This window comes from Nitrospira marina (genome assembly GCF_059568365.1).
In genome coordinates this window covers 3848740-3869752 of the sequence record NZ_JCANTH010000001.1, presented here as the reverse complement: position 1 = coordinate 3869752, position 21013 = coordinate 3848740, and the positions used below count along the sequence as shown (strand labels likewise).

The 21013-nt window shown below is 49.1% G+C and carries 21 protein-coding genes and 5 tRNA genes; 22 read left to right on the top strand and 4 right to left on the bottom strand.

The window, feature by feature from the left end; genetic code table 11:
* The first annotated feature begins 91 nt into the window (after nt 1-91).
* From LX98_RS16675 to LX98_RS16620, 12 genes are all read left to right on the top strand, one after another.
* Nucleotides 92-1063: a methyltransferase domain-containing protein gene (locus tag LX98_RS16675; protein ID WP_496429943.1), complete on the top strand. Its 972-nt coding sequence runs from the start codon at nt 92-94 to the stop codon at nt 1061-1063.
* Between the two features lie 155 nt (nt 1064-1218).
* Nucleotides 1219-2301, top strand: a complete 1083-nt coding sequence (pheA, locus tag LX98_RS16670; protein WP_496429942.1) for a prephenate dehydratase — start codon at nt 1219-1221, stop codon at nt 2299-2301.
* 127 nt (nt 2302-2428) lie between these two features.
* Nucleotides 2429-3514, top strand: coding sequence for a histidinol-phosphate transaminase (gene hisC / locus LX98_RS16665; protein ID WP_496429941.1), 1086 nt, complete (start codon nt 2429-2431; stop codon nt 3512-3514).
* Nucleotides 3515-3536: 22 nt separating this feature from the next.
* On the top strand, nt 3537-4550 hold the full coding sequence (aroF, locus tag LX98_RS16660) for a 3-deoxy-7-phosphoheptulonate synthase (RefSeq protein ID WP_496429940.1): 1014 nt from the start codon (nt 3537-3539) through the stop codon (nt 4548-4550).
* A 37-nt stretch (nt 4551-4587) separates the two neighbouring features.
* On the top strand, nt 4588-5475 hold the full coding sequence (locus tag LX98_RS16655) for a prephenate dehydrogenase/arogenate dehydrogenase family protein (RefSeq protein WP_496429939.1): 888 nt from the start codon (nt 4588-4590) through the stop codon (nt 5473-5475).
* Nucleotides 5472-6770, top strand: a complete 1299-nt coding sequence (gene aroA, locus LX98_RS16650) for a 3-phosphoshikimate 1-carboxyvinyltransferase (protein ID WP_496429938.1) — start codon at nt 5472-5474, stop codon at nt 6768-6770. Before LX98_RS16655 ends, aroA begins: the two co-directional genes overlap by 4 nt.
* A gap of 64 nt (nt 6771-6834) precedes the next feature.
* Nucleotides 6835-7494 carry a (d)CMP kinase gene (cmk, locus tag LX98_RS16645; protein WP_496429937.1) on the top strand — a complete coding sequence of 220 codons (660 nt, stop codon included), beginning with the start codon at nt 6835-6837 and terminating at the stop codon, nt 7492-7494.
* Nucleotides 7491-8159 carry a 1-acyl-sn-glycerol-3-phosphate acyltransferase gene (locus tag LX98_RS16640; protein WP_496429936.1) on the top strand — a complete coding sequence of 223 codons (669 nt, stop codon included), beginning with the start codon at nt 7491-7493 and terminating at the stop codon, nt 8157-8159. The genes cmk and LX98_RS16640 overlap by 4 nt, the downstream gene beginning before the upstream one ends.
* 54 nt (nt 8160-8213) lie before the next feature.
* On the top strand, nt 8214-9920 hold the full coding sequence (locus LX98_RS16635) for a 30S ribosomal protein S1 (protein WP_312646232.1): 1707 nt from the start codon (nt 8214-8216) through the stop codon (nt 9918-9920).
* Nucleotides 9921-10016: 96 nt separating this feature from the next.
* Nucleotides 10017-10856 (top strand): signal peptide peptidase SppA, encoded by an 840-nt coding sequence (gene sppA, locus LX98_RS16630; protein WP_496430623.1) that lies wholly within the window; start codon nt 10017-10019, stop codon nt 10854-10856.
* Between the two features lie 101 nt (nt 10857-10957).
* Complete coding sequence (locus tag LX98_RS16625; protein WP_312646236.1) at nt 10958-11251, top strand: integration host factor subunit beta; 294 nt, start codon at nt 10958-10960, stop codon at nt 11249-11251.
* A 3-nt stretch (nt 11252-11254) separates the two neighbouring features.
* Complete coding sequence (locus LX98_RS16620; RefSeq protein ID WP_496429935.1) at nt 11255-12241, top strand: PCP reductase family protein; 987 nt, start codon at nt 11255-11257, stop codon at nt 12239-12241.
* Between the two features lie 58 nt (nt 12242-12299).
* Here the strand turns inward: LX98_RS16620 and LX98_RS16615 are convergent, their stop codons facing one another.
* The 3 genes from LX98_RS16615 to LX98_RS16605 form a co-directional block, all read right to left on the bottom strand.
* Nucleotides 12300-12920: a ribonuclease H1 domain-containing protein gene (locus tag LX98_RS16615; protein ID WP_496429934.1), complete on the bottom strand. Its 621-nt coding sequence runs from the start codon at nt 12918-12920 to the stop codon at nt 12300-12302.
* A 94-nt stretch (nt 12921-13014) separates the two neighbouring features.
* The gene (locus tag LX98_RS16610) at nt 13015-14196 is read right to left on the bottom strand and encodes a tetratricopeptide repeat protein (RefSeq protein WP_496429933.1); all 1182 of its coding nucleotides are present in this window, start codon (nt 14194-14196) and stop codon (nt 13015-13017) included.
* A 178-nt stretch (nt 14197-14374) separates the two neighbouring features.
* Nucleotides 14375-14449, bottom strand: a tRNA-Val gene (locus LX98_RS16605).
* Between the two features lie 139 nt (nt 14450-14588).
* On the opposite strand from LX98_RS16605, the gene LX98_RS16600 reads away from it, so the two are divergent.
* Nucleotides 14589-14792: a ubiquitin-like protein Pup gene (locus LX98_RS16600; protein ID WP_496429932.1), complete on the top strand. Its 204-nt coding sequence runs from the start codon at nt 14589-14591 to the stop codon at nt 14790-14792.
* 340 nt (nt 14793-15132) lie between these two features.
* Nucleotides 15133-17307 carry a RelA/SpoT family protein gene (locus LX98_RS16595; protein ID WP_496429931.1) on the top strand — a complete coding sequence of 725 codons (2175 nt, stop codon included), beginning with the start codon at nt 15133-15135 and terminating at the stop codon, nt 17305-17307.
* Nucleotides 17308-17328: 21 nt separating this feature from the next.
* Here LX98_RS16595 and LX98_RS16590 read toward each other — a convergent pair whose 3' ends face one another.
* Nucleotides 17329-17886: a DUF192 domain-containing protein gene (locus LX98_RS16590; protein ID WP_496429930.1), complete on the bottom strand. Its 558-nt coding sequence runs from the start codon at nt 17884-17886 to the stop codon at nt 17329-17331.
* Between the two features lie 320 nt (nt 17887-18206).
* Between LX98_RS16590 and LX98_RS16585 the strand changes: the two genes are divergently transcribed.
* The 8 genes from LX98_RS16585 (at nt 18207) to nusG (ending at nt 20979) form a co-directional block, all read left to right on the top strand.
* A tRNA-Tyr gene (locus LX98_RS16585) sits at nt 18207-18291 on the top strand.
* Nucleotides 18292-18381: 90 nt separating this feature from the next.
* Nucleotides 18382-18456: transfer RNA gene (locus tag LX98_RS16580), tRNA-Gly, on the top strand.
* A 66-nt stretch (nt 18457-18522) separates the two neighbouring features.
* Nucleotides 18523-18598 (top strand) — tRNA-Thr (locus LX98_RS16575).
* 52 nt (nt 18599-18650) lie between these two features.
* Nucleotides 18651-19856 carry an elongation factor Tu gene (tuf, locus tag LX98_RS16570; protein ID WP_496429925.1) on the top strand — a complete coding sequence of 402 codons (1206 nt, stop codon included), beginning with the start codon at nt 18651-18653 and terminating at the stop codon, nt 19854-19856.
* Nucleotides 19857-19874: 18 nt separating this feature from the next.
* Nucleotides 19875-20024: a 50S ribosomal protein L33 gene (gene rpmG / locus LX98_RS16565; protein ID WP_342346608.1), complete on the top strand. Its 150-nt coding sequence runs from the start codon at nt 19875-19877 to the stop codon at nt 20022-20024.
* A 37-nt stretch (nt 20025-20061) separates the two neighbouring features.
* A tRNA-Trp gene (locus LX98_RS16560) sits at nt 20062-20137 on the top strand.
* 87 nt (nt 20138-20224) lie between these two features.
* Nucleotides 20225-20419, top strand: a complete 195-nt coding sequence (gene secE / locus LX98_RS16555; protein ID WP_312744072.1) for a preprotein translocase subunit SecE — start codon at nt 20225-20227, stop codon at nt 20417-20419.
* A 23-nt stretch (nt 20420-20442) separates the two neighbouring features.
* Nucleotides 20443-20979, top strand: coding sequence for a transcription termination/antitermination protein NusG (gene nusG / locus LX98_RS16550; protein ID WP_312646246.1), 537 nt, complete (start codon nt 20443-20445; stop codon nt 20977-20979).
* Nucleotides 20980-21013 lie beyond the last annotated feature (34 nt).

Below are 21013 nucleotides of genomic sequence, written 5' to 3'. Positions count from 1 at the left end.
GTTAATCACTATGCTCATCTGAACGCGGACGTCTGCAAGCTTTCTGACAGGATGAAAGAGGAAATTGAATGGGGAGCATGTTCAACAGGCGATGAAAAACTTCATTAAAAAAATATTAAGGCCCTATGGGTTGAAGCTGTTAAAGGAGCTTCCATCCGCGTTTTCTGTGTCCGTGAGTGTGGATTCCACCAAAGACCATATGTTTGGGTATATCAGGGAGGTCATGCGTGCATTGGAGAATGACCCAGGGGTGGTTACTCGTCGGGATGCCATAACCGGTCTTCGTCAACTCAGTCTTGATGACTTCGGTTTGGTTATTTTGTCCATGCCTGATCCTGGGTACCCCAAGCTTTCACGATTACTCCCTTCGATGGCGAGTGATGAGGTTCAGCGAAGCTGGACGGGGAACCATGGGGTGGCATTGCTCAAGGAAACCACGGCGTTCGTGCGTGCGTTGAGTTATAACTACACGCGCGTGACCGGGAGGCAATTGGATAATGCCACTGTCTTAGACTTCGGATGCGGTTATGGGCGTATCGCGCAATTGCTCTATTACTTCACTGCCGAGGAAAAAATCTTCGGGGTTGATCCCCGGGAACAATCAATTGAGCTTTGCCGGGAGTCGGGACTGTGCACAAATTTCGCAGTATCCGAGTATTTGCCTACGTCCCTACCGGTTGGGGAGACAAAGTTTGACCTCATTTATGCCTTCTCTGTGTATACTCATTTGTCCCGCAGAGCGATGATAACCTCGTTGAACACTTTACGGAAATATATTGCGGATGATGGCCTGTTGGCCATGACCATTCGCCCTGTCGAAAACTGGGAGCATGACCCTCATACATCACCCGAGCAGAAAGTGGCCCTAGCCGTTCGACATCGCGAAGAAGGCTTCGCCTTCAATCCGCACAACTGGGCCCCGATCGACGGTGACGTGACCTATGGGGATTCCTCTATGACCTTGGACTGGATTACCGCCACCTTTTCCGACTGGACGATCAAAGCGACCGATCGGTGTTTGAGTGATCGCCTTCAGCGGTATGTATTCCTGGTGCCGTGCTGACCGGGAAAGACCCAGCGTTAGTGGTCGGGAAATGTAGCCCTATTTATGAAGGAAAGTCGCAAACTGACAGGGGGAAACGCCTGCTTGCCAGAGCATGGTATTCCTTGTATGCTCCTGCCTAAATTGCAGATTTTGCAGAATAAAGGATGAGTCTCATGGAGCTTCCAGAGGACATGCAACAATGCCGTCAAGAGATCGACCGGCTTGATGACGACATTCTGAACATATTAAATGAGCGATCCCAATACGTCATTAAAATTGGGCATCTGAAAAAACAACAGGATTCGTCTGCCCATCTTCACACGCCTGGGCGGGAAGTGGCGATCGTGGAACGGTTGATGCGCAAGAATCCAGGGCCGTTTCCTAGTGAGGCCCTGCGTCATGTTTACCGGGAGATTATGTCGGCGTCCCTTTCTCTCGAGGGAACACAAACGGTCGCGTATCTAGGGCCACCTGCCACGTTTACGCATCTGGCTGCCATGCGGAAGTTCGGGGGATCGGCCGACTACGTGTCGGTCAATAGTATTAAGGATGTGTTTGATGAAGTGGAACGGGGACGTATGCGGTTTGGCGTGGTTCCCATAGAAAATTCAACGGAAGGGGTGGTCAACCATACGTTAGATTTGTTCGTGGATTCACCCTTGTTGATTTATGGTGAAGTGATGCTGGAAGTTTCCCATCACTTTCTTTCGAAAGGGGAAAAATTAGAAGAAGTCAAGACGGTCTATTCTCATCCGCATGCCCTTGCCCAATGCCGAAACTGGCTGGAAACCAATTTGCCTTCTGTGAATTTTGCGGAAGAGCCAAGTACGGCTCGGGCTGCTGAACGGTGCGTGAGTGATCCAACAGCAGGGGCCATTGCCTCCGAATTAGCTGCCCAGCTATATGGGTTGAATATTCTGCGATCACGAATTGAAGATAACATTAATAATTTCACCAGGTTCCTCATTTTATCCCAAAAGGGAGCTGAACCAACCGGTCGTGATAAAACCTCGATCATTGTCTCAGCAAAGGACCGGGTTGGAGCTTTGTATGACCTGATCCGCCCGTTTTCATCGCACGGCATTAGTATGACCAAAATTGAATCACGGCCTACCCGACGAAAAGTCTGGGAATATCTGTTTTATATGGATTTGGAGGGACATCAGGACGATGATCGCCTGAAAAAGGCCCTGGAGGAAGTCAGGTCTCGTTGTTTGATGATGAAGGTTCTGGGTTCGTATTCTTCTCATCAGTAGAGTCTGGCCCAACCTGTGGCCCTTGAAGTATGGAGGTTCGGAAGGGGCTGGGGCACAGGATCGTTTCAGGTTGAAATGAAGTTTTCTGATATTTCCCGCAGGTGTACAAAAGAAAGAATGTAAGCCCATGCCATTGCGTGTTCATCCCACAATCGCTTCCTTAACCCCATATTCTCCAGGGAAACCCTTGGACGAATTAGAGCGGGAACTGGGAATAACTCAGGCAATTAAGCTGGCCTCTAATGAAAATCCTTGGGGTCCTTCGCCAAATGCGCTACAGGTTTTAGCAGGGGCAGCCGCGTCGCTTCACCGGTATCCGGATGGCGGGGCTCACTACCTTCGGCAAGCGTTAGCTGAGCGGTGGAAGGTTTCCGATGATCAGGTTCTGGTGGGCAATGGGTCAGATGAAATCATTAGTCTCTTAGTTCGCGCGTTTCTCTCTCCTGGTGATGAAGCGGTCATGGCCGATCTGACGTTTGTCATGTACAAGCTCTCTGTGTTGGGAGGGCATGGTGTACCGGTAGAAGTGCCCTTGAAAAATTGGGTCCATGATATAGCAGCCATGGTGGACGCGGTCACCGACCGCACGCGGCTCTTTTTTCTCTGCAATCCGAATAATCCCACGGGCACCATGCTGACGGCACGGGAAATCGATGGCTTCCTCTCTCGACTTCCTGATCATGTGGTCGTCGTATTTGATGAAGCGTATTATGAATACGTGCGACATCCCGATTTTCCGGACAGCTTGCAGTATGTTCGTGAGGGGCGGCCGGTAGTGGTACTACGGACATTTTCAAAAATTTATGGATTGGCAGGGTTGCGAGTGGGTTATGGGTGTACGACCAAAGAAATCGCCGGATATGTAAATCGTGTTCGTCCCCCTTTCAACGTGAATAGCCTGGCTCAAGAAGCCGCACGAGCAGCCCTGTCCGATGACGATCATGTGGCCAAAAGCCGGGCTATGAATGAAGCCGAAATGACGTTTCTGCAAGAGAGGCTGATCACCATGGGCTTAGAGCCCGTTCCCAGTCAAGCCAACTTTTTGTATTTCAATGTAGGGATTGATGGAAGGCGTGCGTTTGACGCGTTGCTTCGGGAAGGCGTCATTGTCCGGCATATTCGTGGGCCAATGCTCCGGGTGACCATTGGGCAACCGACCGAAAATCGGCGCTTTCTTGAATCGTTAACCCGAGTGCTCTCCACCCTGTCCTAGCGCAAGGATTCTGATTCATTTAATGGTTATCGTCTTAAAACCCGAAGCCACAGAGCAGAATGTTGATCACTTAATTGATCGTCTTCGTTCGTTAGGGATGGTCACGCAAATCACGAAGGGGAAAGAACGGACCATTGTAGCGGTGCTTGGCGATGACCGGGTGCTGCAAGGGCAACCCTTGAGCGTGTTTCCCGGTGTGGAAAGTGTGACTCCGATTCTAGCTCCCTGGAAGTTAGTGAGCCGTGAATTTCAAAAACACGATTCCGTCATCGACGTGGCCGGCGTGAAGGTTGGAGGAAGTCGGATCGTGATTATGGCCGGTCCTTGCGCGGTGGAGAAATTAGAAATTACGGTGGGCATCGCCCAAGAAGTGGCTAGAGCCGGTGCCACCATTTTGCGTGGCGGCGCGTATAAGCCTCGTACATCGCCCTATTCCTTTCAGGGGTTGGGACAGGAAGGATTGGAGTTTTTGGCTGAGGCCAGGAAACAAACCGGCCTTCCGGTAGTGAGTGAAATTTTGGATGCTCGTGATCTCGGACATTTTTTGGAAAAGGCGGATGTGATCCAAGTTGGCGCCCGCAATATGCAAAATTTTGAACTGTTAAAAGAGGTTGGGGCCTATGACAAACCCGTTTTGTTGAAGCGTGGGCTGTCGGCCACGATTAAAGAGTTACTTTTGTCCGCAGAATATATTATGTCCCGTGGCAATCGGAATGTCATGCTGTGTGAAAGGGGAATTCGCACCTTTGAGCCTCAGTATCGCAATACGCTCGACTTAAGTGCGGTGCCCACCCTGAAAGAAATGACGCATTTGCCTGTTATTGTTGATCCAAGTCACGCAACCGGGAATTGGAAGCTTGTGGCCCCTATGGCCAAAGCCGCAATTGCGGCTGGAGCTGACGGCTTGTTGATTGAAGTCCATTCTAATCCGGAATGTGCCTTGTGCGATGGAGAGGAATCGCTGAAGCCCAGCCGGTTTACCCAACTCATGAATGATTTACAAAAGGTGGCGCAGGCTGTCGGCCGGGAACTTTGATTGTTCTTTTGAGATTCCGACACTTTTGCCTTCCATCATGTCGACTTCCCATTTAGAACCGCTGTTCCGCCACGTGTCCATTATCGGGATAGGCTTGCTTGGAGGCTCTCTCGGCCTTGCACTGAAAGAACAGGGCCTGGCCAAAACGGTCGTGGGGATCGGTCGTCGACAAGAAAATCTCGAACTCGCCGTTCGAATGGGTGCCATTGATCAGTTTGCCTTGGAGGCACATCGGGCGGTGAGCCAATCGGATTTAATTGTCCTGGCCACTCCTGTAGAGACCTACCTCTCCCAAATTGATCTGTGGGGAAAAGATCTGGCCCCGTCGGCCATCGTGAGTGATGTTGGGAGCGTGAAGGGCCAACTGGTCTCAAAAATTGAAGCCCGGGTGCCTCCCTCGACATTTTTTATCGGCGCCCATCCGATTGCCGGGAAAGAAAAATCGGGGGTGGCGCACGCCGATTCGCATTTGTTTCAAGGCGCTCGATGTATTCTGACTCCGACTCCCCATACGAATGCCCAGGCTTTGGAAAGGGTTCGTCACCTTTGGGAAACTGTCGGATCTGTGGTGGCGTTAATGGATCCCATGGACCACGATTGGGTCTTCGGTGCAGTGAGTCATTTGCCTCATATCGCGGCTTTTTCTCTCATGCACACCCTGGAGACATTGCAAGGACGAACATCTCAGCCGGCGGACTTGCTGAATTTTTCCGGCGGAGGGTTGCGCGATACCACGAGGATTGCGGCCAGTTCTCCTGAAATGTGGCGGGATATTTGTGTGGCCAATCATGGGAATTTGGTCGAGATGGTTGATCGGTATATTCAACAGCTACAAAATTTTCGGGAGTTGTTGAGCAAACGGGATGCACCTGGATTGTACGAGGCGATTGCACGGGCCAAAGCCTCCCGAGAACGATTGATATGAATCAGTTCACCATTCTTCCGACCAAAAAACCCCTTCGTGGCAGCCTGTCGGTACCGGGGGACAAATCCATTACGCATCGCGCCCTCATCTTTGGAGCCTTGGCGCAGGGCCGAACACGTATTACAGGCTACTCTAAAGGCGAGGATTGCCTGAATACCCTTGATGTGATTCGTGCCCTAGGCGCTGATGTAGAGGAAACGCCTGAGGGACTTGAGGTGACCGGCAAAGGACTCTGGGGCCTGCAGGAACCTTCGAATGTGTTGGATTGTGGAAATTCCGGTACGGGTTTGCGCCTTTTGGCCGGCGTCTTAGCCGGGCAACATTTCTTTTCCGTTCTGACTGGTGATTCCTCTCTGAGAAGTCGTCCGATGGGCCGGGTGGTCACTCCTCTCCGTCAAATGGGGGCCGTCATCTCGGGAAGACGTGGCGGTGAGTTGGCTCCTTTGGCTATTCAAGGAACCGGGCTCAAGGGGATTCTCTACGAATCCCCTGTCGCAAGCGCCCAAATTAAATCGTGCGTCCTCTTGGCCGGGCTCTTTGCCGAAGGGACCACCATTGTGAAGGAGCCTCGACGATCCCGAGATCATACGGAGCGTCTCTTATCCTATTTGGGAGTTCCCCTTCAGGTTGATGGGTGCACCGTGCAACTTCAAGGGCGACCCTCCTTTGATGGAAAGCCGATCGAGGTCCCTGGAGATATCTCGGCTGCGGCGTTTTTTATGGTTGCGGCATCGATCGTTCCCGATTCGGATATCCTGCTCACTGGTATAGGATTGAATCCGGAGCGAACGGGCATTCTGGATATTCTCCTCGAGATGGGAGCTGATATCACCATCATCAACCAACGAGAAAAATCGGGGGAACCGGTAGGTGATATCCGTGTGCGGTCTGCTCCGTTGAGGGGAATGACCATTGGGCCTGAACTCATTCCCAAAACGATTGATGAATTGCCTATATTGTGTGTGGCTGCCGCTTTGGCCCATGGACAGACACGCATTACCGGAGCACACGAACTTCGCGTAAAAGAGACCGATCGCATTCGAGCTATGGCGACAGAATTATCCCGTCTTCACGTTGAAGTTGAGGAACAGCCGGATGGTTTAGTCATCAATGGCGGTTCCCTGATTAATGGTGCGGTTTGTCAGAGTTATGGCGATCATCGGGTTGTGATGTCGCTGGCCATCTGTGGATTAGTGGCGCAATCTCCGATTACCATTGAGGATGTGGCATGCGTTGAGACCTCCTTCCCGGGTTTCAAAGATAAGCTGTTGGATTTATTGACAAATTCTGAATGACCATTATAATGCTCCAGAAATTAGTTCGTAAGAGGAGAACAGGGCCGTTCAACGTCGTCGGTTCGTGATCACTATTGACGGTCCAGCTGGAGTCGGGAAGAGCACTGTGGCCAAGTGTCTGGCTACCCGTCTTGGATGTGTTTATCTGGATACGGGGGCTTTGTATCGCGCGATTGCCTGGAAAGTTCACCAAGAACAGCTTGACCCGAATAATCTTGCTTACATCCAAGCACTTCTAGCTCGGACCGATCTGCGACTGATGCTGAGTGGGGATGTCCTTTCCATTTGGGTCGATGGGCAGGCAATTGATCAGGAGGTCATCAGAACGCCAGACATTAGCCATTTGGCTTCCTGCATTGCAGCTATTCAGTCCGTCAGGGACTGGTTACTCCCGATTCAGCGAAAAGTTGTTGGTGAAGTGGGAGTTATTGCTGAAGGAAGGGATATGGGGACACGAGTGTTCCCTAGTGCTGATGTAAAGTTTTTCCTCGATGCGGAATTGGAGATTCGAGCGAATCGACGGCAACGAGAATTAGGTCAACAAGGGAAAGTTATTGATCTGAAGACCGTGCGTAACGACATGGCCGTCCGAGATGATCGTGACCGGACAAGAATGGTCGACCCTTTACGTCCGGCGCCTGAGGCGATCATGATTGATACCTCTCAACTCTCTGTTGAAGAAGTTGTCGGCCACATGATGCAATTCATAGCGGATCGTTTGTGAGTGGAGTGGCCTACGGGCTGTTATGGATCCTGTTTAATGGGTTGGCGCGCCTCCTGTTTCGATTTCGGACAGAAGGTTCTCAACACTTTCCCAAGACAGGAGGGATTATCGTTGCGGCTAATCATGCCAGTTACTTTGATATTCCCTTGTTAGGGTGCGCGATTCCGCGGCGGGTTTTTTTTTTAGGGAGAGCGAGTTTATTTCCCAATCGGTATCTGAATTGGGCTTTGCAAAAGCTCGGCTGGATCCCTTTAAAAACGCACAGACTGGACAGGAAAGCCTTTGGGCAGGCACTCTCTCACTTGAAAGCAGGTGAACCCGTAGTTATTTTCCCCGAGGGGACAAGAACGGAGGACGGGTCCTTGCAGATCGGGAAGCCTGGCTTGGGTTATTTGGTAGCTGAATCACAATGCCAGGTGATTCCTGTGTATATTTCTGGTACCTTTACAGTTCTTCCCATTCAGGCTCGATGGCCGCGGCTGTTTCCGTTAAAGGTCAGCTTTGGAAAACCGCTGAAATTTTGTAAAGATGAGGGGAAGAGTGTCAAGTCATTTTATGAGGACGTATCGATAACGGTCATGGATCATATTGCTCAATTGGGTGGCGTTCCCTCTCCGACCCAGGATGCATATGAAACAGATTCAAAAAGCAAGTTGTGTGAATAATCATGGCAATCACCATTTAACCCGCCAAACTCTCCTGGAGGTATCAAAAGTCGGATGAATACTCTTACTCAACAACCTGAAAAAATTGATCGCGAAACTCTTGCCGCATTATACGACGAAACGTTTAAAAATATTGAAGAAGGAACAATTACCGAGGGCAGAGTCATTGATATCCAGCGAGATCGTGTGGTGGTGGATATTGGCTATAAGTCCGAAGGCATGATCCCTGCCGACCAATTTTCTCCGGAAGAGTTGGAACAGCTGGCGGTGAATGACCCGGTTCAAGTGTATATCGAGCAATGTGAAGATGCGGATGGCAATTTGCTCCTCTCCAAAGAAAAAGCCGACAAGATGAAGGTGTGGGAGGATTTGGAAGTTGCTCACAAAGATGAAAAACAAGTGCAAGGGAAAGTCATTTCTCGTATAAAGGGCGGCATGATCGTTGATATCGGTGTGAAGGCCTTTTTGCCAGGATCGCAAATTGATTTGACGCCGGTCAGAGATCTGGATGGTCTGGTCGGGAAAACCTATAACTTTAAAATTATTAAAATTAACCATCGTCGGGGCAATGTCGTAGTCTCCAGACGCGCGCTGCTCGAAGAAACTCGGGATAAACGAAGACAGTCGACATTGTCGACATTGTCTGAAGGGCAATTGATTGAAGGCACTGTAAAGAACATTACGGATTATGGGGCGTTCTTGGATTTAGGAGGTATTGATGGCCTGTTACACATTACCGATATTTCCTGGGGCCGTGTGGGACATCCATCCGATATGTTCTCCATTGGGGATCGAGTTGAAGTCTTAGTATTGAAATATGACCGGGAAACGGGTCGTATATCCTTGGGCGTTAAGCAAAAATCTCCAGATCCCTGGACAAAAGTTGAAGAAAAATATCCGGCAAGAAGTCGCGTGAATGGGAGAGTAGTGAGCCTGACCGATTATGGTGCGTTTGTGGAATTGGAGCCAGGCGTCGAGGGTTTGGTCCATGTGTCGGAAATGTCTTGGACCCATGAGGTTCGCCACCCATCAAAGGTCGTGTCTGTGGGCGATACCATAGAAGCTCAGGTGCTCCATGTTGACCAGCATAGCCGGAAGATTTCCCTTGGGATGAAACAAACTGCGCCTAACCCATGGGATATTATTGAAGACAAGTACCCTGAAGGAACGGAAATTGAGGGTAAAGTAAAAAGTGTCACCGATTTTGGCGCTTTTGTCGGTTTAGATGAAGGTGTCGATGGGTTGATCCATATTTCTGATATGTCGTGGACCAAGCATATTAAGCATCCTTCCGAGCTGTTTAAGAAGGGGCAATCGGTCAAAGCCGTTATTTTAAAAATTGATAAGGAAAAGGAACGTTTATCTTTGGGGTATAAGCAGTTGATCTCGGATCCATGGGTCTCTGAAATTCCCCAGCAATATCATGTTGGCGAAGTTACCACCGGCAAAGTTTCCAAAATCGCCGACTTTGGGGTCTTTGTGGAATTGGAAGGGGGCGTAGAAGGGTTGATTCACATCAGTGAGATCGGGCCGGATGTGCAGGAGCGCCTTGAGGAAAAATTTGCTGTTGGTCAGGAAGTAGCAGCGAAAATCGTTAAGGTTGATTGTGACGATCGGAAAATTGCCTTAAGTCTTTGGGAGCATTTGAAGGACCTAGAACAAACCGAGGTGGAAGAATTTAATAGCTCTCAAGGCAGCGTTGATCAAAGCCTTGGTGGGCGAGTTGTCCAAAAGAAAGATCAAGGGGATGAAGGCGAATAGGCTTCATGGGCAGGATGGATTGGATGAGCGCAGGACTTATGGCCAATCCCGAATATTATGAGTAATGGGTATCCTCGATGGAAGCGCGTGCTGTGGATGATTCTCGGAGGCCTTGTCCTGTTTAGTGTTGGGAAAAGCCTGATTCCGGAATTATTGTTAGCAGGTAAGGATGGTGTGGCCATCGTTCGGGTTGAGGGTCCCATTCTTGATTCGTATCAGACTGTCGAGGAACTGAAAAACTTTGCTGACGATCCTTTGGTCAAAGCGATTGTGGTGAGAATTGATAGCCCAGGTGGGGGCGTGGCGCCTTCTCAAGAAATTTATAATGCCGTTAAGAGAGTGAGAAAAGAAAAGAATAAAACGGTGATCGCATCCATGGGTACGGTGGCGGCTTCGGGAGGCTATTATATTGCCGTGGGCACCGATCGCATTCTCGCTAATGCGGGTACTTTAACGGGGAGTATCGGCGTCATTATGCAATTGGCAAATTTTCACGAGTTACTGGAAAAAATCGGGGTCAAGAACCTTGTAGTGAAAAGTGGAAAATATAAAGATATCGGCTCTCCTTTTCGTCCCATGAATGAGGAAGATCGCAAGGTCTTAGAGTTGGTGATGAATGATGTCCATCGTCAATTTATCGATGCGGTGGCCGATGGGCGATCCCTGGATGTGGCGGAGGTCGAGCAGCTAGCCGATGGGCGTGTCTTTACAGGGCAGCAAGCCAAGTCAATTTTGTTAGTTGATGATATCGGTGATTTGCACGATGCCATTAAACTAGCCGGCGAATTAGGCGGGATTGAGGGGGAGCCACGTGTCATGGAGGTGAGCAAGCCGTTTTCATTCAGGGATATACTTGAAAACACATTTCTTGGAAGCGTTCGCACCTTTGCCACGACTCATTTTCCCACCCCGTTGCTGTACCTTTGGGTGGCTTGATCCGGACGAGCAAAAATGGATCAATTACGTCTTTTTAGAAGCGATGCTCATTGGCATAACTCAAGGTTCAAAAAGCGAGTCTCTGTGAGAAGGAGGATCGGATGACAAAAGCGGATCTCATCGAAAAGTTGGCGGAAAAGGCTCCCCAATTGAGTCGAAGGCAAGCCGAGTTAGTAGTCAACACCATTTTTGATTCCATCCGTGATTCTTTAAAGCGTGGAGAAAAAACAGAAATCCGTGGTTTTGGAAGTTTTCGTCTTCGACACCGTCAGACTAAAGAGGGGCGTAACCCCAAAACTGGAGAATCGGTGTCGGTCCCTGAAAAGCGCATGCCGTTTTTTAAAGCCGGTAAAGAGATCAAAGAATTGTTAAACCCTGAGTTACCACCTGTCTAAACCATGTCTACTACCGAGCCATCTCAAACAGAACACGAGATCCCCTGGACGGAAGAGGCTTCGTCTCGACTGGAACGCGCTCCTTTGTTCCTGAGAGGTATGGTTCGCCGTCTTGCAGAAAGAAAAGCCAAAGAATTGGGATATACAGAAATTACGGCTGAAACTTTAGACCAATTTAAGCAGCAAATGATGGGCTCGATGGGGGGCGCGGCCGGCATGACTCAAGCTGCCGAGGACATGGCTCAAGGCAAACTCCCCTGGACCGCCGAGGCACGAAAGCGCCTAGAGGCCGTTCCGGAGTTCATGCGAAGCATGATTGGCAAGATCGCTGAAGATGTGGCTAAAGAACGCGGCCATATGGAAGTGAATGTGGAATTATTTGAAAAGGTTGAAGCCTTAGGGGATATTCCGATCGAGAAAAGCGTGCCCATGGAATGGACCGATGAAGCTTTGGCTTTGTTGAATAAGCGTATTCAGGATTCACCTCCGATTGCTATGGAATTTGTGACGGATATGTTAAAGCGTGATGCCGAGGATCTAGCCAGGGAACAAGGGATCGAGAAAATTGATGCTGAAACCTTGATCCGTCTCTGGGAGGATCCGCCCACACAGGTGGCATGGACGGATGAGGCCTGGAAACGTCTTCATACTTCGCCGGATTTTGTTCGAAGCGGCATCCGAAAAGCTGCAGAACGACGTGCGAGAAAACTCGGGCTAACCACCATCGACTCCGAACACCTCACCACCTTCCGAAATGAGGCGATGATGAAAGCCGTTAAGCGGATTCGAAGTTTTGGCTATCAGGAACTGACCTTTGATGCGTTTGGCGATGCTATGCAAAAAGTTAAACGATTAAAGGGGAATGAGCAGGCGGAACATCGCTTGGATGAGATCAGGGATTACATGAAGAAAAAGCCTGATGTTGGTTTATTGGGTGATGAACTCATGACCCGTTTCAGGAATTATTTAAAAGGAGAAGGAAAGCTGTAATTGATACAGGAGTCTTCCTGGTTTTGAGGTTGTAAACCCGCTTAAAATTCTCCCTTTCTTACTTCCCCCTTGCCCCTTCTTTCGCAAGTTGATCGACAAGGTCATTTTCTGGATTGCCGGAATGAGCTTTCACTTTGACCCAGTTAATCGTGATGCCTGATTCGTTGACCGCCTGTGCATAGGCTTGGGTAAAGGGTAGCTTGGTGCGCCATGCTCCGGTTGCCCAACTCTCTAGTCCTTGGTAGTCAAAGTAAATTGTCATTGCGGTTATCCCCTGAGATTGGCACCATTTGATGGCTTTGAGGATGGCAAGAATTTCCCCGGCGACATTTCGGTGATTCATAGCTTCCTGCGGAATGTCATTCCCCTTGTCCCTGTGAATTTCTCTACCATTTTTTTTGACCAGTACCCCCCATCCCAGTCGAAGAGTGCCATCGTCCTTGGGGAAGCAGGATCCATCGACCCAAACTTCGATCATCGAGGATGATGTTGGTGTGGCCGTTCGCTTCTGTTTGATTGGTTGACTGATTGGACGAGATAACAGAAAAGCTTCCGCGTCTTCTCGGTTGGGGAAGGCTTTATATTCGGCTCCGGGAAAATGATGTACTTGGGCACGGCAGGCATCCCAACTCTCAAAGATGCCAATGGTGCGGCCGCGGCGAACGGCATAGAATTTCATGAAGGTTTAACGCGTGGGTTATTTACTACAACGGTCTTTTGATATGACCAGTGCTTGAACCGGGTATGTCCCATAAGAATTAATTCTATTTTGATTACTGTCTCGATCCGCCTTGTAGGGTCTTAATTCTACCTTTGGCCAGGTCAATTTTTGTCATTTCCTCAGGATTGTTCCCTACCAATATCAGAAATGTTTCGTATTCTTGAATGGCGCGTTTGGGGTTATGTGCTTCATAAGCTTCAGCTAGATTGAATCGGGCCTGAGCATAGTTTGGCTGCAAGGACAAAGCCCGCTCATAGGTTTCGATAGCCTTTGGCACTTTTCCAAGTTGCGCTTGGACTGAGCCATAACTATTGAGGATGACTGCTGAGTATGGCTGGATGGTCAGGGCCTGTTCCAGGGCAGTTGCGGCTGCTGGGAGTCTGCCCATGCTTCGTAAGGCCAATCCAAGACGATGGTGGGCTTCCGCCAACTGTTTCGGATCAGATAAGCCATATTGAATGGCTTTCTGATAGGCGTCAACGGCGAGTTCCGGCTGCTTGTTGCCACATGACGCAAATAAGGCTATCTCTCCTCTGGCAAATTGCTGAAGTCCTAAAAATTCCTTTTCGGATCCCAATTGTCCTTTTGTACCCGGGAGGTCTTTCTCCGGGAGATCTGGACCTTCAATATAAGAAAGAAATTTTGAATGGCTGCCATCTAAAAGTGTTTCATACGGATCAAGGACGAAAACGGCCATGACCAGTTGGTCTTGTTCCCCTTGAGTGTGTCGCATGAAATATTGATGCGTGGTCGTGGCTTCTCCGGTCCGATGCAGAGTACCAGAGTCAGGGGTTTGTTCTTTCAGAAGCTGGGAAGAATGAAAAAAGAATTCACGAGCCGGTGGTAATTGACGCAGGGTATGTCGAAGTTTCGGATAGTCTTCTAAATCCAGACCGCGTGGGAATACGGTGATGACGCCCACAAGAGTCTGATCTTCATTAAACATGAACCATTGTGCATGTTTCTTGGGTGATGCGGTTTCACGAAAGACTTCGGTGCCTCCTCCCCAGGGAGATTCCTGTCCCACGGATTGCAGCCAATCCGTTTGAACCTCTGTTTTGGTTTGGCACAAGGTGGCCTTTCCTAAGAGGTTGAGGTCGCTTTCAGAGGGTGGAAGGTTGGAGGCAGGGGGAGTGCTGGCACAATGTGGAAGTAAGAAGAAAAGCAAAAACACATTCAGGACATTTGTCGGCTTTGCGTAGGGTCGATTTTGATGGGTGATCGGTTCTAACATTACTACCGGCTCTTGAGAGTAAATGATCGCGCTGTCGTAGAATAACTGCGACTCGGGTATTGGGGTCTGAATTAAGTAGTGGGTGAAAAATGAACGATCAAGAAGGCCTCGCTGTTATCTGCTGATAAAGTGAACAACGATGGTGCCGGGAAGAAATTGATCCAGAAAGGATGTATCATGGTGGGCGATACTGGGATCGAACCAGTGGCCTCTTCCGTGTGAAGGAAGCGCTCTTCCACTGAGCTAATCGCCCGCGGGAGGCAATTTATCATAATGGTGGGAGTGGAGCAATGAAGTCCCCGAGGATGACATTAGTTTTCTTGACGGTAGGAGAAAGTGTGGAGTACCCTGAATTAATAGGTGTTTCATCGACTTGACCAAGGAGGTGCACCATGGACAAGCAAGACCGTAAATACGAATCTCGAAAACCAAGCTCTCCCAAAGAAACAGAGGACGTTCAGGCTGATCCGAATGTTGCGGAGACCGGTCAACGTCTCAAAGAAGAAATGGATGAACTGGTTGATGAAATTGATAAAGTTTTAGAAGAAAATGCGGCTGAATTTGTCAAAAATTATGTACAAAAAGGTGGAGAATAAATGCGTTAGGTTCGTTGATTTTTAAAAATTCTCTCCTTCCCTCTTTCACTCGCCAGATATATTAACTTTCTTGGCATTCTCTGTTCTTCTAAAGGTCCTTTTCAGTAAAGGTCTTCCGGCCTCAAAAATTTCGCATCGCATTTTTTCCCGTTCAGTCCGATGGATGCGCCTTTTGAGTGACCTGTCCCTTCACGGGGAAATTGAGCCTCTTTCTTATTGTGTCCCTCGGGATGTGGGGCGCCAATTACCGATTCTGATAGTGAAAGGCGAAGCATTTTTCTCCGTTTTTTGTTATGATTCGTCGGCACTGCCCCAAGGCAATTGGATGAAAGACTAAAAAATGAATGTGACGCATTTGACCGATATTGTACAACTTATGGATCAGGTAAAAGCCTATTACCCTGAGGCTGATACCGACTTCATCAAACGAGCGTATGACTATTCCGCAAAAGCTCATGAAGGTCAAACTCGACGGACGGGCGAACCCTATGTCCAGCATCCTTTAGCGGTCGCTGGGATTTTAACTTTTTTGAAATTGGACGTTCCCGCGATTGTGGCCGGACTTTTACATGACACTCTCGAAGATACCGTAGCGACAAGAGCCGAGTTAGAAAAAGAATTTGGAAGTGACGTGGCTCGTTTAGTGGAGGGCGTCACAAAAATTGGTCAAATTCCTTTTAAAACTGATGAAGAGAAGCAGGCGGAAAATTTCCGCAAGATGGTTCTCTCTATGGCTGATGATATTCGAGTAGTGTTTATCAAGTTAGCGGATCGATTGCATAACATGCAGACACTTGAGGCGTTGTCGGACGAAAAGCGAAAAAAAATTGCACAAGAAACAATGGAGATTTATGCACCGTTAGCCAACCGGCTTGGTATGAGTTGGATTAAGCAGCAGCTAGAGGATTTGTGCTTCCAATATTTGGAACCGGATGCCTGGTCTCATTTAAAGCTACGGCTGGCTAAAAAGGATGAGGAGCGTCAGGAATATATTCAATCCCTGATTCACCTGGCTCAGCAGGCTCTTTTGGACGCAGGGTTGCCAGGACAGATCGATGGACGTCCTAAGCATCTCTTTAGCATCTATCAAAAAATGGAGCGCCGGTCCGTATCTTTTGACGAAATCTTTGATTTGACAGCGGTTCGTATTGTAACGGATACCAAAATGAATTGTTACGCCATTTTGGGATTGCTGCATTCCATTTGGCCTCCCGTCCCTGGACGCTTTAAGGACTACATTGCGACTCCACGTTCGAACTTGTACCAATCGTTACACACGACCGTTGTTGGCCCACAAGGAGAGTATGTGGAATTCCAAATCCGGACGGCGGATATGCATCGAATAAATGAATACGGTGTGGCAGCCCATTGGCTCTATAAGGAGCCTGGAAAAGTTGGCGAACGGGATGAACAGGTCTTCAGCTGGCTCAGGCAGTTTGTGGAATGGCACAAGGATCTTGCCGATAACCGCCAGTTTATGGATTCGGTTAAATTGGATTTATTCCATGATGTTGTGTTTGTGTTTACGCCAACGGGGGAAGTGCGGGAGATCCCTGTCGGGGCCACACCATTAGACTTTGCCTATGCGATTCATACGGAAATCGGAGATCATTGTGTCGGGGCAAAGATTAATGGGAAATTAGTTCCTCTCCGTTATCAATTAAGCAGTGGGGATATGGTAGAGATTCTGACCTCCCCCTCGCAGGTACCTCATCGAGGTTGGTTGAAATTTGTCCGAACTTCCCGGGCCAAAACGAAAATCAAGCATTGGTTTAAAGTTGAAGAGCAAAAGCGGGCACTGGAACTTGGGCGACGGCTGTTGGAACAAGAATTTCGGAGACATAATCTTCCTGTCGCACAATCTTTGAAATCTGATCGCCTTTCATCAATGGCTAAAGCCAAGGGCAGTGAAACGGTGGATGAATTGATTCGGCAGGTTGGATTCGGTCGTATGTCTCCGGATCAAATTGTCAGTCACTTTCACGAAGGTGCCGAACAAGGGCCTTCGTCTCCCACGAAGGTCGTCCCTCACACTCCCCAGCAAAAGCTCCCTGGACTCCTTCGGGAGGGATCTGTGAAGTTTGGGGGAACCAAAGATGTGTTGATGCAACTCTCCAAGTGTTGCAAGCCTGTTCCTGGTGAGCCGATTCGTGGATATATTACTCGAGGGAGAGGGTTGACCATTCATGCGATCGATTGTCCGAACTTTCAATCATTAGAATGGGATCACAATCGCTTAGTGGAGGTGGAATGGGATTCGGAGCTAGACGGCACGCATTCAGTTGAAGTGTCAGTTTTGACCTTGGATCGAACTGGTGTGTTGGCTAAAGTGTCCGCTGGAATTTCTCAATGTCAAGCTAATATTACAAGGGCAGAGATTTCTACCAGAGAGGATCGAAAGGCCGTATTGGACTTTGTTATCGAAGTAAAAAATACTGCCCACCTTGAACTAATACTGCAGGAAATTCAACGAGTTGAAGGCATTCTTTCTGCTAAGCGAGTGCGAGGATGGTAATAACGGGAATGTTAGGGGCAACTAAGAGGGGTTATGGTTCTGGGGAGGCAATGAGATGGTTAATCGGCTTCCAGGGAGGAGTTGAAGTTTTTCTGCGATTCCGGCATTAAGTTCAAGGACTTGCCATGATTGTTTATATGAATAATGCCGTGGGCAGTGATCATCTGTTCTGGTGCAAATAGGGACGTTTGCTTCAATGTGGATGATGGTTCCCTTCTTGTCCAACCATAATATATCAAGTGGGATCTTGGTATTCTTCATCCAAAAAGTCCAATACCCCAATTCTGGAAAGATAAAGAGCATACCATGATCCTCCTCCATGGCCGTACGGTACATCAGGCCTTGAGCTCTTTTATTTGAGGTATCAGCCACCTCTGCGTAGATCATTGCTCCCTTAGGCGTTGTGATGCTGGCGAGCCCGTTATCCTGTCGGTCATTTATTTCGCCAAAAGCGTTTACGGGAGATCCAATGATTAAGCCCAGGTTTAAACAAAATGGCACGATGACTATCCAGGTCCAGCAATGAAATTTCACCCGGCTTCTCTGCTGACATGCCAAAGGTAGGCGGGGGTACTGCATGAGGGAATCCATTGCTAAGAATGTGGCGTGGGGAGAGCGGGTTTGTCAAATAAGATTTTCTCATGTCTTAAGCACCTAAAGTCCAGGCGAGGGTCTTGACCAGACCATCTTTGGAAATTATAATGATTCGTTTACAAGAAGAGTGAATTTGTTCTGCTCCTGTTTCTAGAACAAAATACGAATGTTTTTGTTGATGATCTGTACATGCAGGGGCTTATTTCTGCCTTGTTTGTCTTCACTTCAAAAAGATCTTCATCTTAATAATTTCCATGATGTAATTCCAAAGCGGTTTAAGTAGAAGACGGTCCTACTCATTCAAAGGGCAGGTACCCAAGCGGTCAACGGGGGCAGACTGTAAATCTGCTGCCATCGGCTTCCAAGGTTCGAACCCTTGCCTGCCCACCATGACTGACTGAAAAGGACGGGATCTAGTGAATACGACAAGATGTGCTATTGAAGGAAAATTTTCTCAGCATATAGGGTTTAAACCAAGCTGCGGGCGTAGCTCAGTGGTAGAGTTCCAGCCTTCCAAGCTGGCTGTCGCGGGTTCAAATCCCGTCGCCCGCTCCATTTTTTTGGGTGGGCTTAGATTTGCGTGCCTCATGAAGGCAAAGATCTTCTCGAGAAAGTGATAGAGCCCATGTAGCTCAGTTGGTAGAGCACGTCCTTGGTAAGGACGAGGTCACGCGTTCGATCCGCGTCGTGGGCTCCAGCAACGATACACTTTAGCATTTTTGCGTAGCATTTTAAGGAAGAGGTAGGGCATGGCGAAGGCGAAATTTGAGCGGAAGAAGCCGCATGTCAATGTGGGGACGATTGGGCACGTTGACCATGGGAAGACGACCCTGACGTCGGCCTTGACGAAAGTGATGGGCGATACGGGGAAGGCGAAGTTTGTTCCCTATGATGAAGTCGCCAAGGCGAGTGAGAGTCAGGGGCGACGGGATCCGACCAAAATTCTCACCATTGCGATCTCCCATGTGGAATATGAAACAGACAATCGCCATTATGCGCACGTCGACTGCCCGGGGCATGCGGATTATGTGAAGAACATGATTACCGGGGCGGCGCAAATGGATGGCGCGATTTTGGTGGTCAGTGCCGCCGATGGGCCGATGCCGCAAACGCGGGAACATATTTTGTTAGCGCGGCAGGTGGGGGTCCCGTTTATCGTGGTCTTTTTGAATAAAGCGGATAAAGTGGAAGACAAGGAATTGCTGGAGTTGGTGGAATTGGAAGTGCGGGAGTTGCTCACGAAGTATGGCTTTCCGGGCGATGATGTGCCGGTGGTCATCGGGTCAGCGATCAAGGCTATTGAAGGGGATCAGAGTGAGGTGGGGGTGCCGTCGATTATGCGCTTATTGGAGGCGGTCGATAGTTACATCCCGACTCCGCAGCGAGCCATTGAGAAGCCGTTTCTGATGCCGATTGAAGATGTCTTTACCATCAGCGGGCGGGGGACGGTAGTGACGGGCCGGGTAGAGCGCGGCGTGGTCAAGGTGGGGGATGAAATTGAGATTGTGGGGCTGAAGCCGACGCAGACGACGATTGTCACGGGCGTGGAAATGTTCCGGAAGGTGTTGGATGAGGGACAGGCGGGTGACAATATTGGGGCGCTGTTGCGGGGCACGAAGAAAGAGGATGTGGAGCGGGGCATGGTGTTGGCCAAGCCGAAGAGCATTACGCCGCATACGAAATTCAAGGCGGAAGTGTATATTTTGACGAAGGAAGAGGGCGGACGGCATACGCCGTTTTTTAATGGCTATCGTCCGCAGTTTTACTTCCGGACGACAGATGTCACGGGCGTGGTGCAATTAAACCCGGGAGTCGAGATGGTGATGCCGGGGGATAATGTGTCGTTTGAGGGTGAACTGATCTCCCCGATTGCGATGGAGCAAGGGGTGCGATTTGCAGTGCGAGAAGGGGGCCGAACGGTCGGAGCCGGGGTGGTCACGGAAATCGTCGCGTAAGAACATAGGGGTGTATCGATGAGAGTCATTATTTCTCTAGCGTGCGGAGATTGCAAGCGCCGAAATTATTCGACAATGAAAAACAAGAAAAACGATCCAGATCGGCTGGAAGTGAAAAAATATTGCCGATTTTGTCGAAAGCATAGCCCTCACAAAGAGGTAAAGTGATTGATGGTATGGGTCATTTAGGTTTCGTGCAGGTTGGAGGGGCATGGTGTCAACGGCTAGCACGTCGGTCTCCAAAACCGAAAGTCCGGGTTCGAATCCCTGTGCCCCTGCCATACTTGGCTGTTGATGGAATGTGCACCGAGTAAGAGACGTTTTTTAGCGTAGTGACGTGATTTCGAAAAAGGCTGAGGGGGTAAGCCGTGTTTAAAAAGCTATGGTTTTCCATTACCGAATTTTTGTCTGACGTGCGTGGGGAACTTAAAAAAATTTCTTATCCTACAAAGTCTGAGACGATCGGGTCGACCACGGTGGTTCTCTTGTTTTGCGTAATCATGTCCTTGTACCTCTCTGTGGTGGATTCAATTCTTGTTTGGTTAATTAGCAGGATTATTTAGCATCTATTAGTAGAAGGGAATTCATGTCGAGTCATTGGTATGTCATTCACACCTATGCGGGATATGAGGGGCGGGTTCGGGCCGGAATTGTCGAGCGGGCGAATCAATTAGGAATGGCGGATTCTGTGGCGCAAGTCCTTGTTCCTACTGAGGATGTAGTGGAATTTAAAGAAGGAAAACGCCGGGCCTCTAAACGAAAATTCTTTCCCGGGTATGTTCTGCTTGAAGCGAATGGCCCGCTTGGGGATGAAGTCGTTGCTATGATCAAGGAGACCCCCAAGGTGACTGGTTTTATTGGAGGCGGAACCAGGCCAATCCCGCTTGATCCTGAGGAGGTGGCCACGCTATTGAAGCAGTTGGAATCCGGCGTAACGGCTCCAAGAGAGTTGGCCAATTTTTCAAAAGGGGACAATGTCCGAATTGTGGATGGCCCATTTTTGGGCTTCAATGGATTGGTGGATGAAGTGGATCAGGATCATGGTCGGGTCAAGGCGCTAGTCAGTATTTTTGGTCGTTCAACCCCTGTGGAATTGGCGTTTTCTCAGGTTGAGCGTGTTTAAAGACAAGTGGAGTATTCCTTTTTAATTTAAGCAA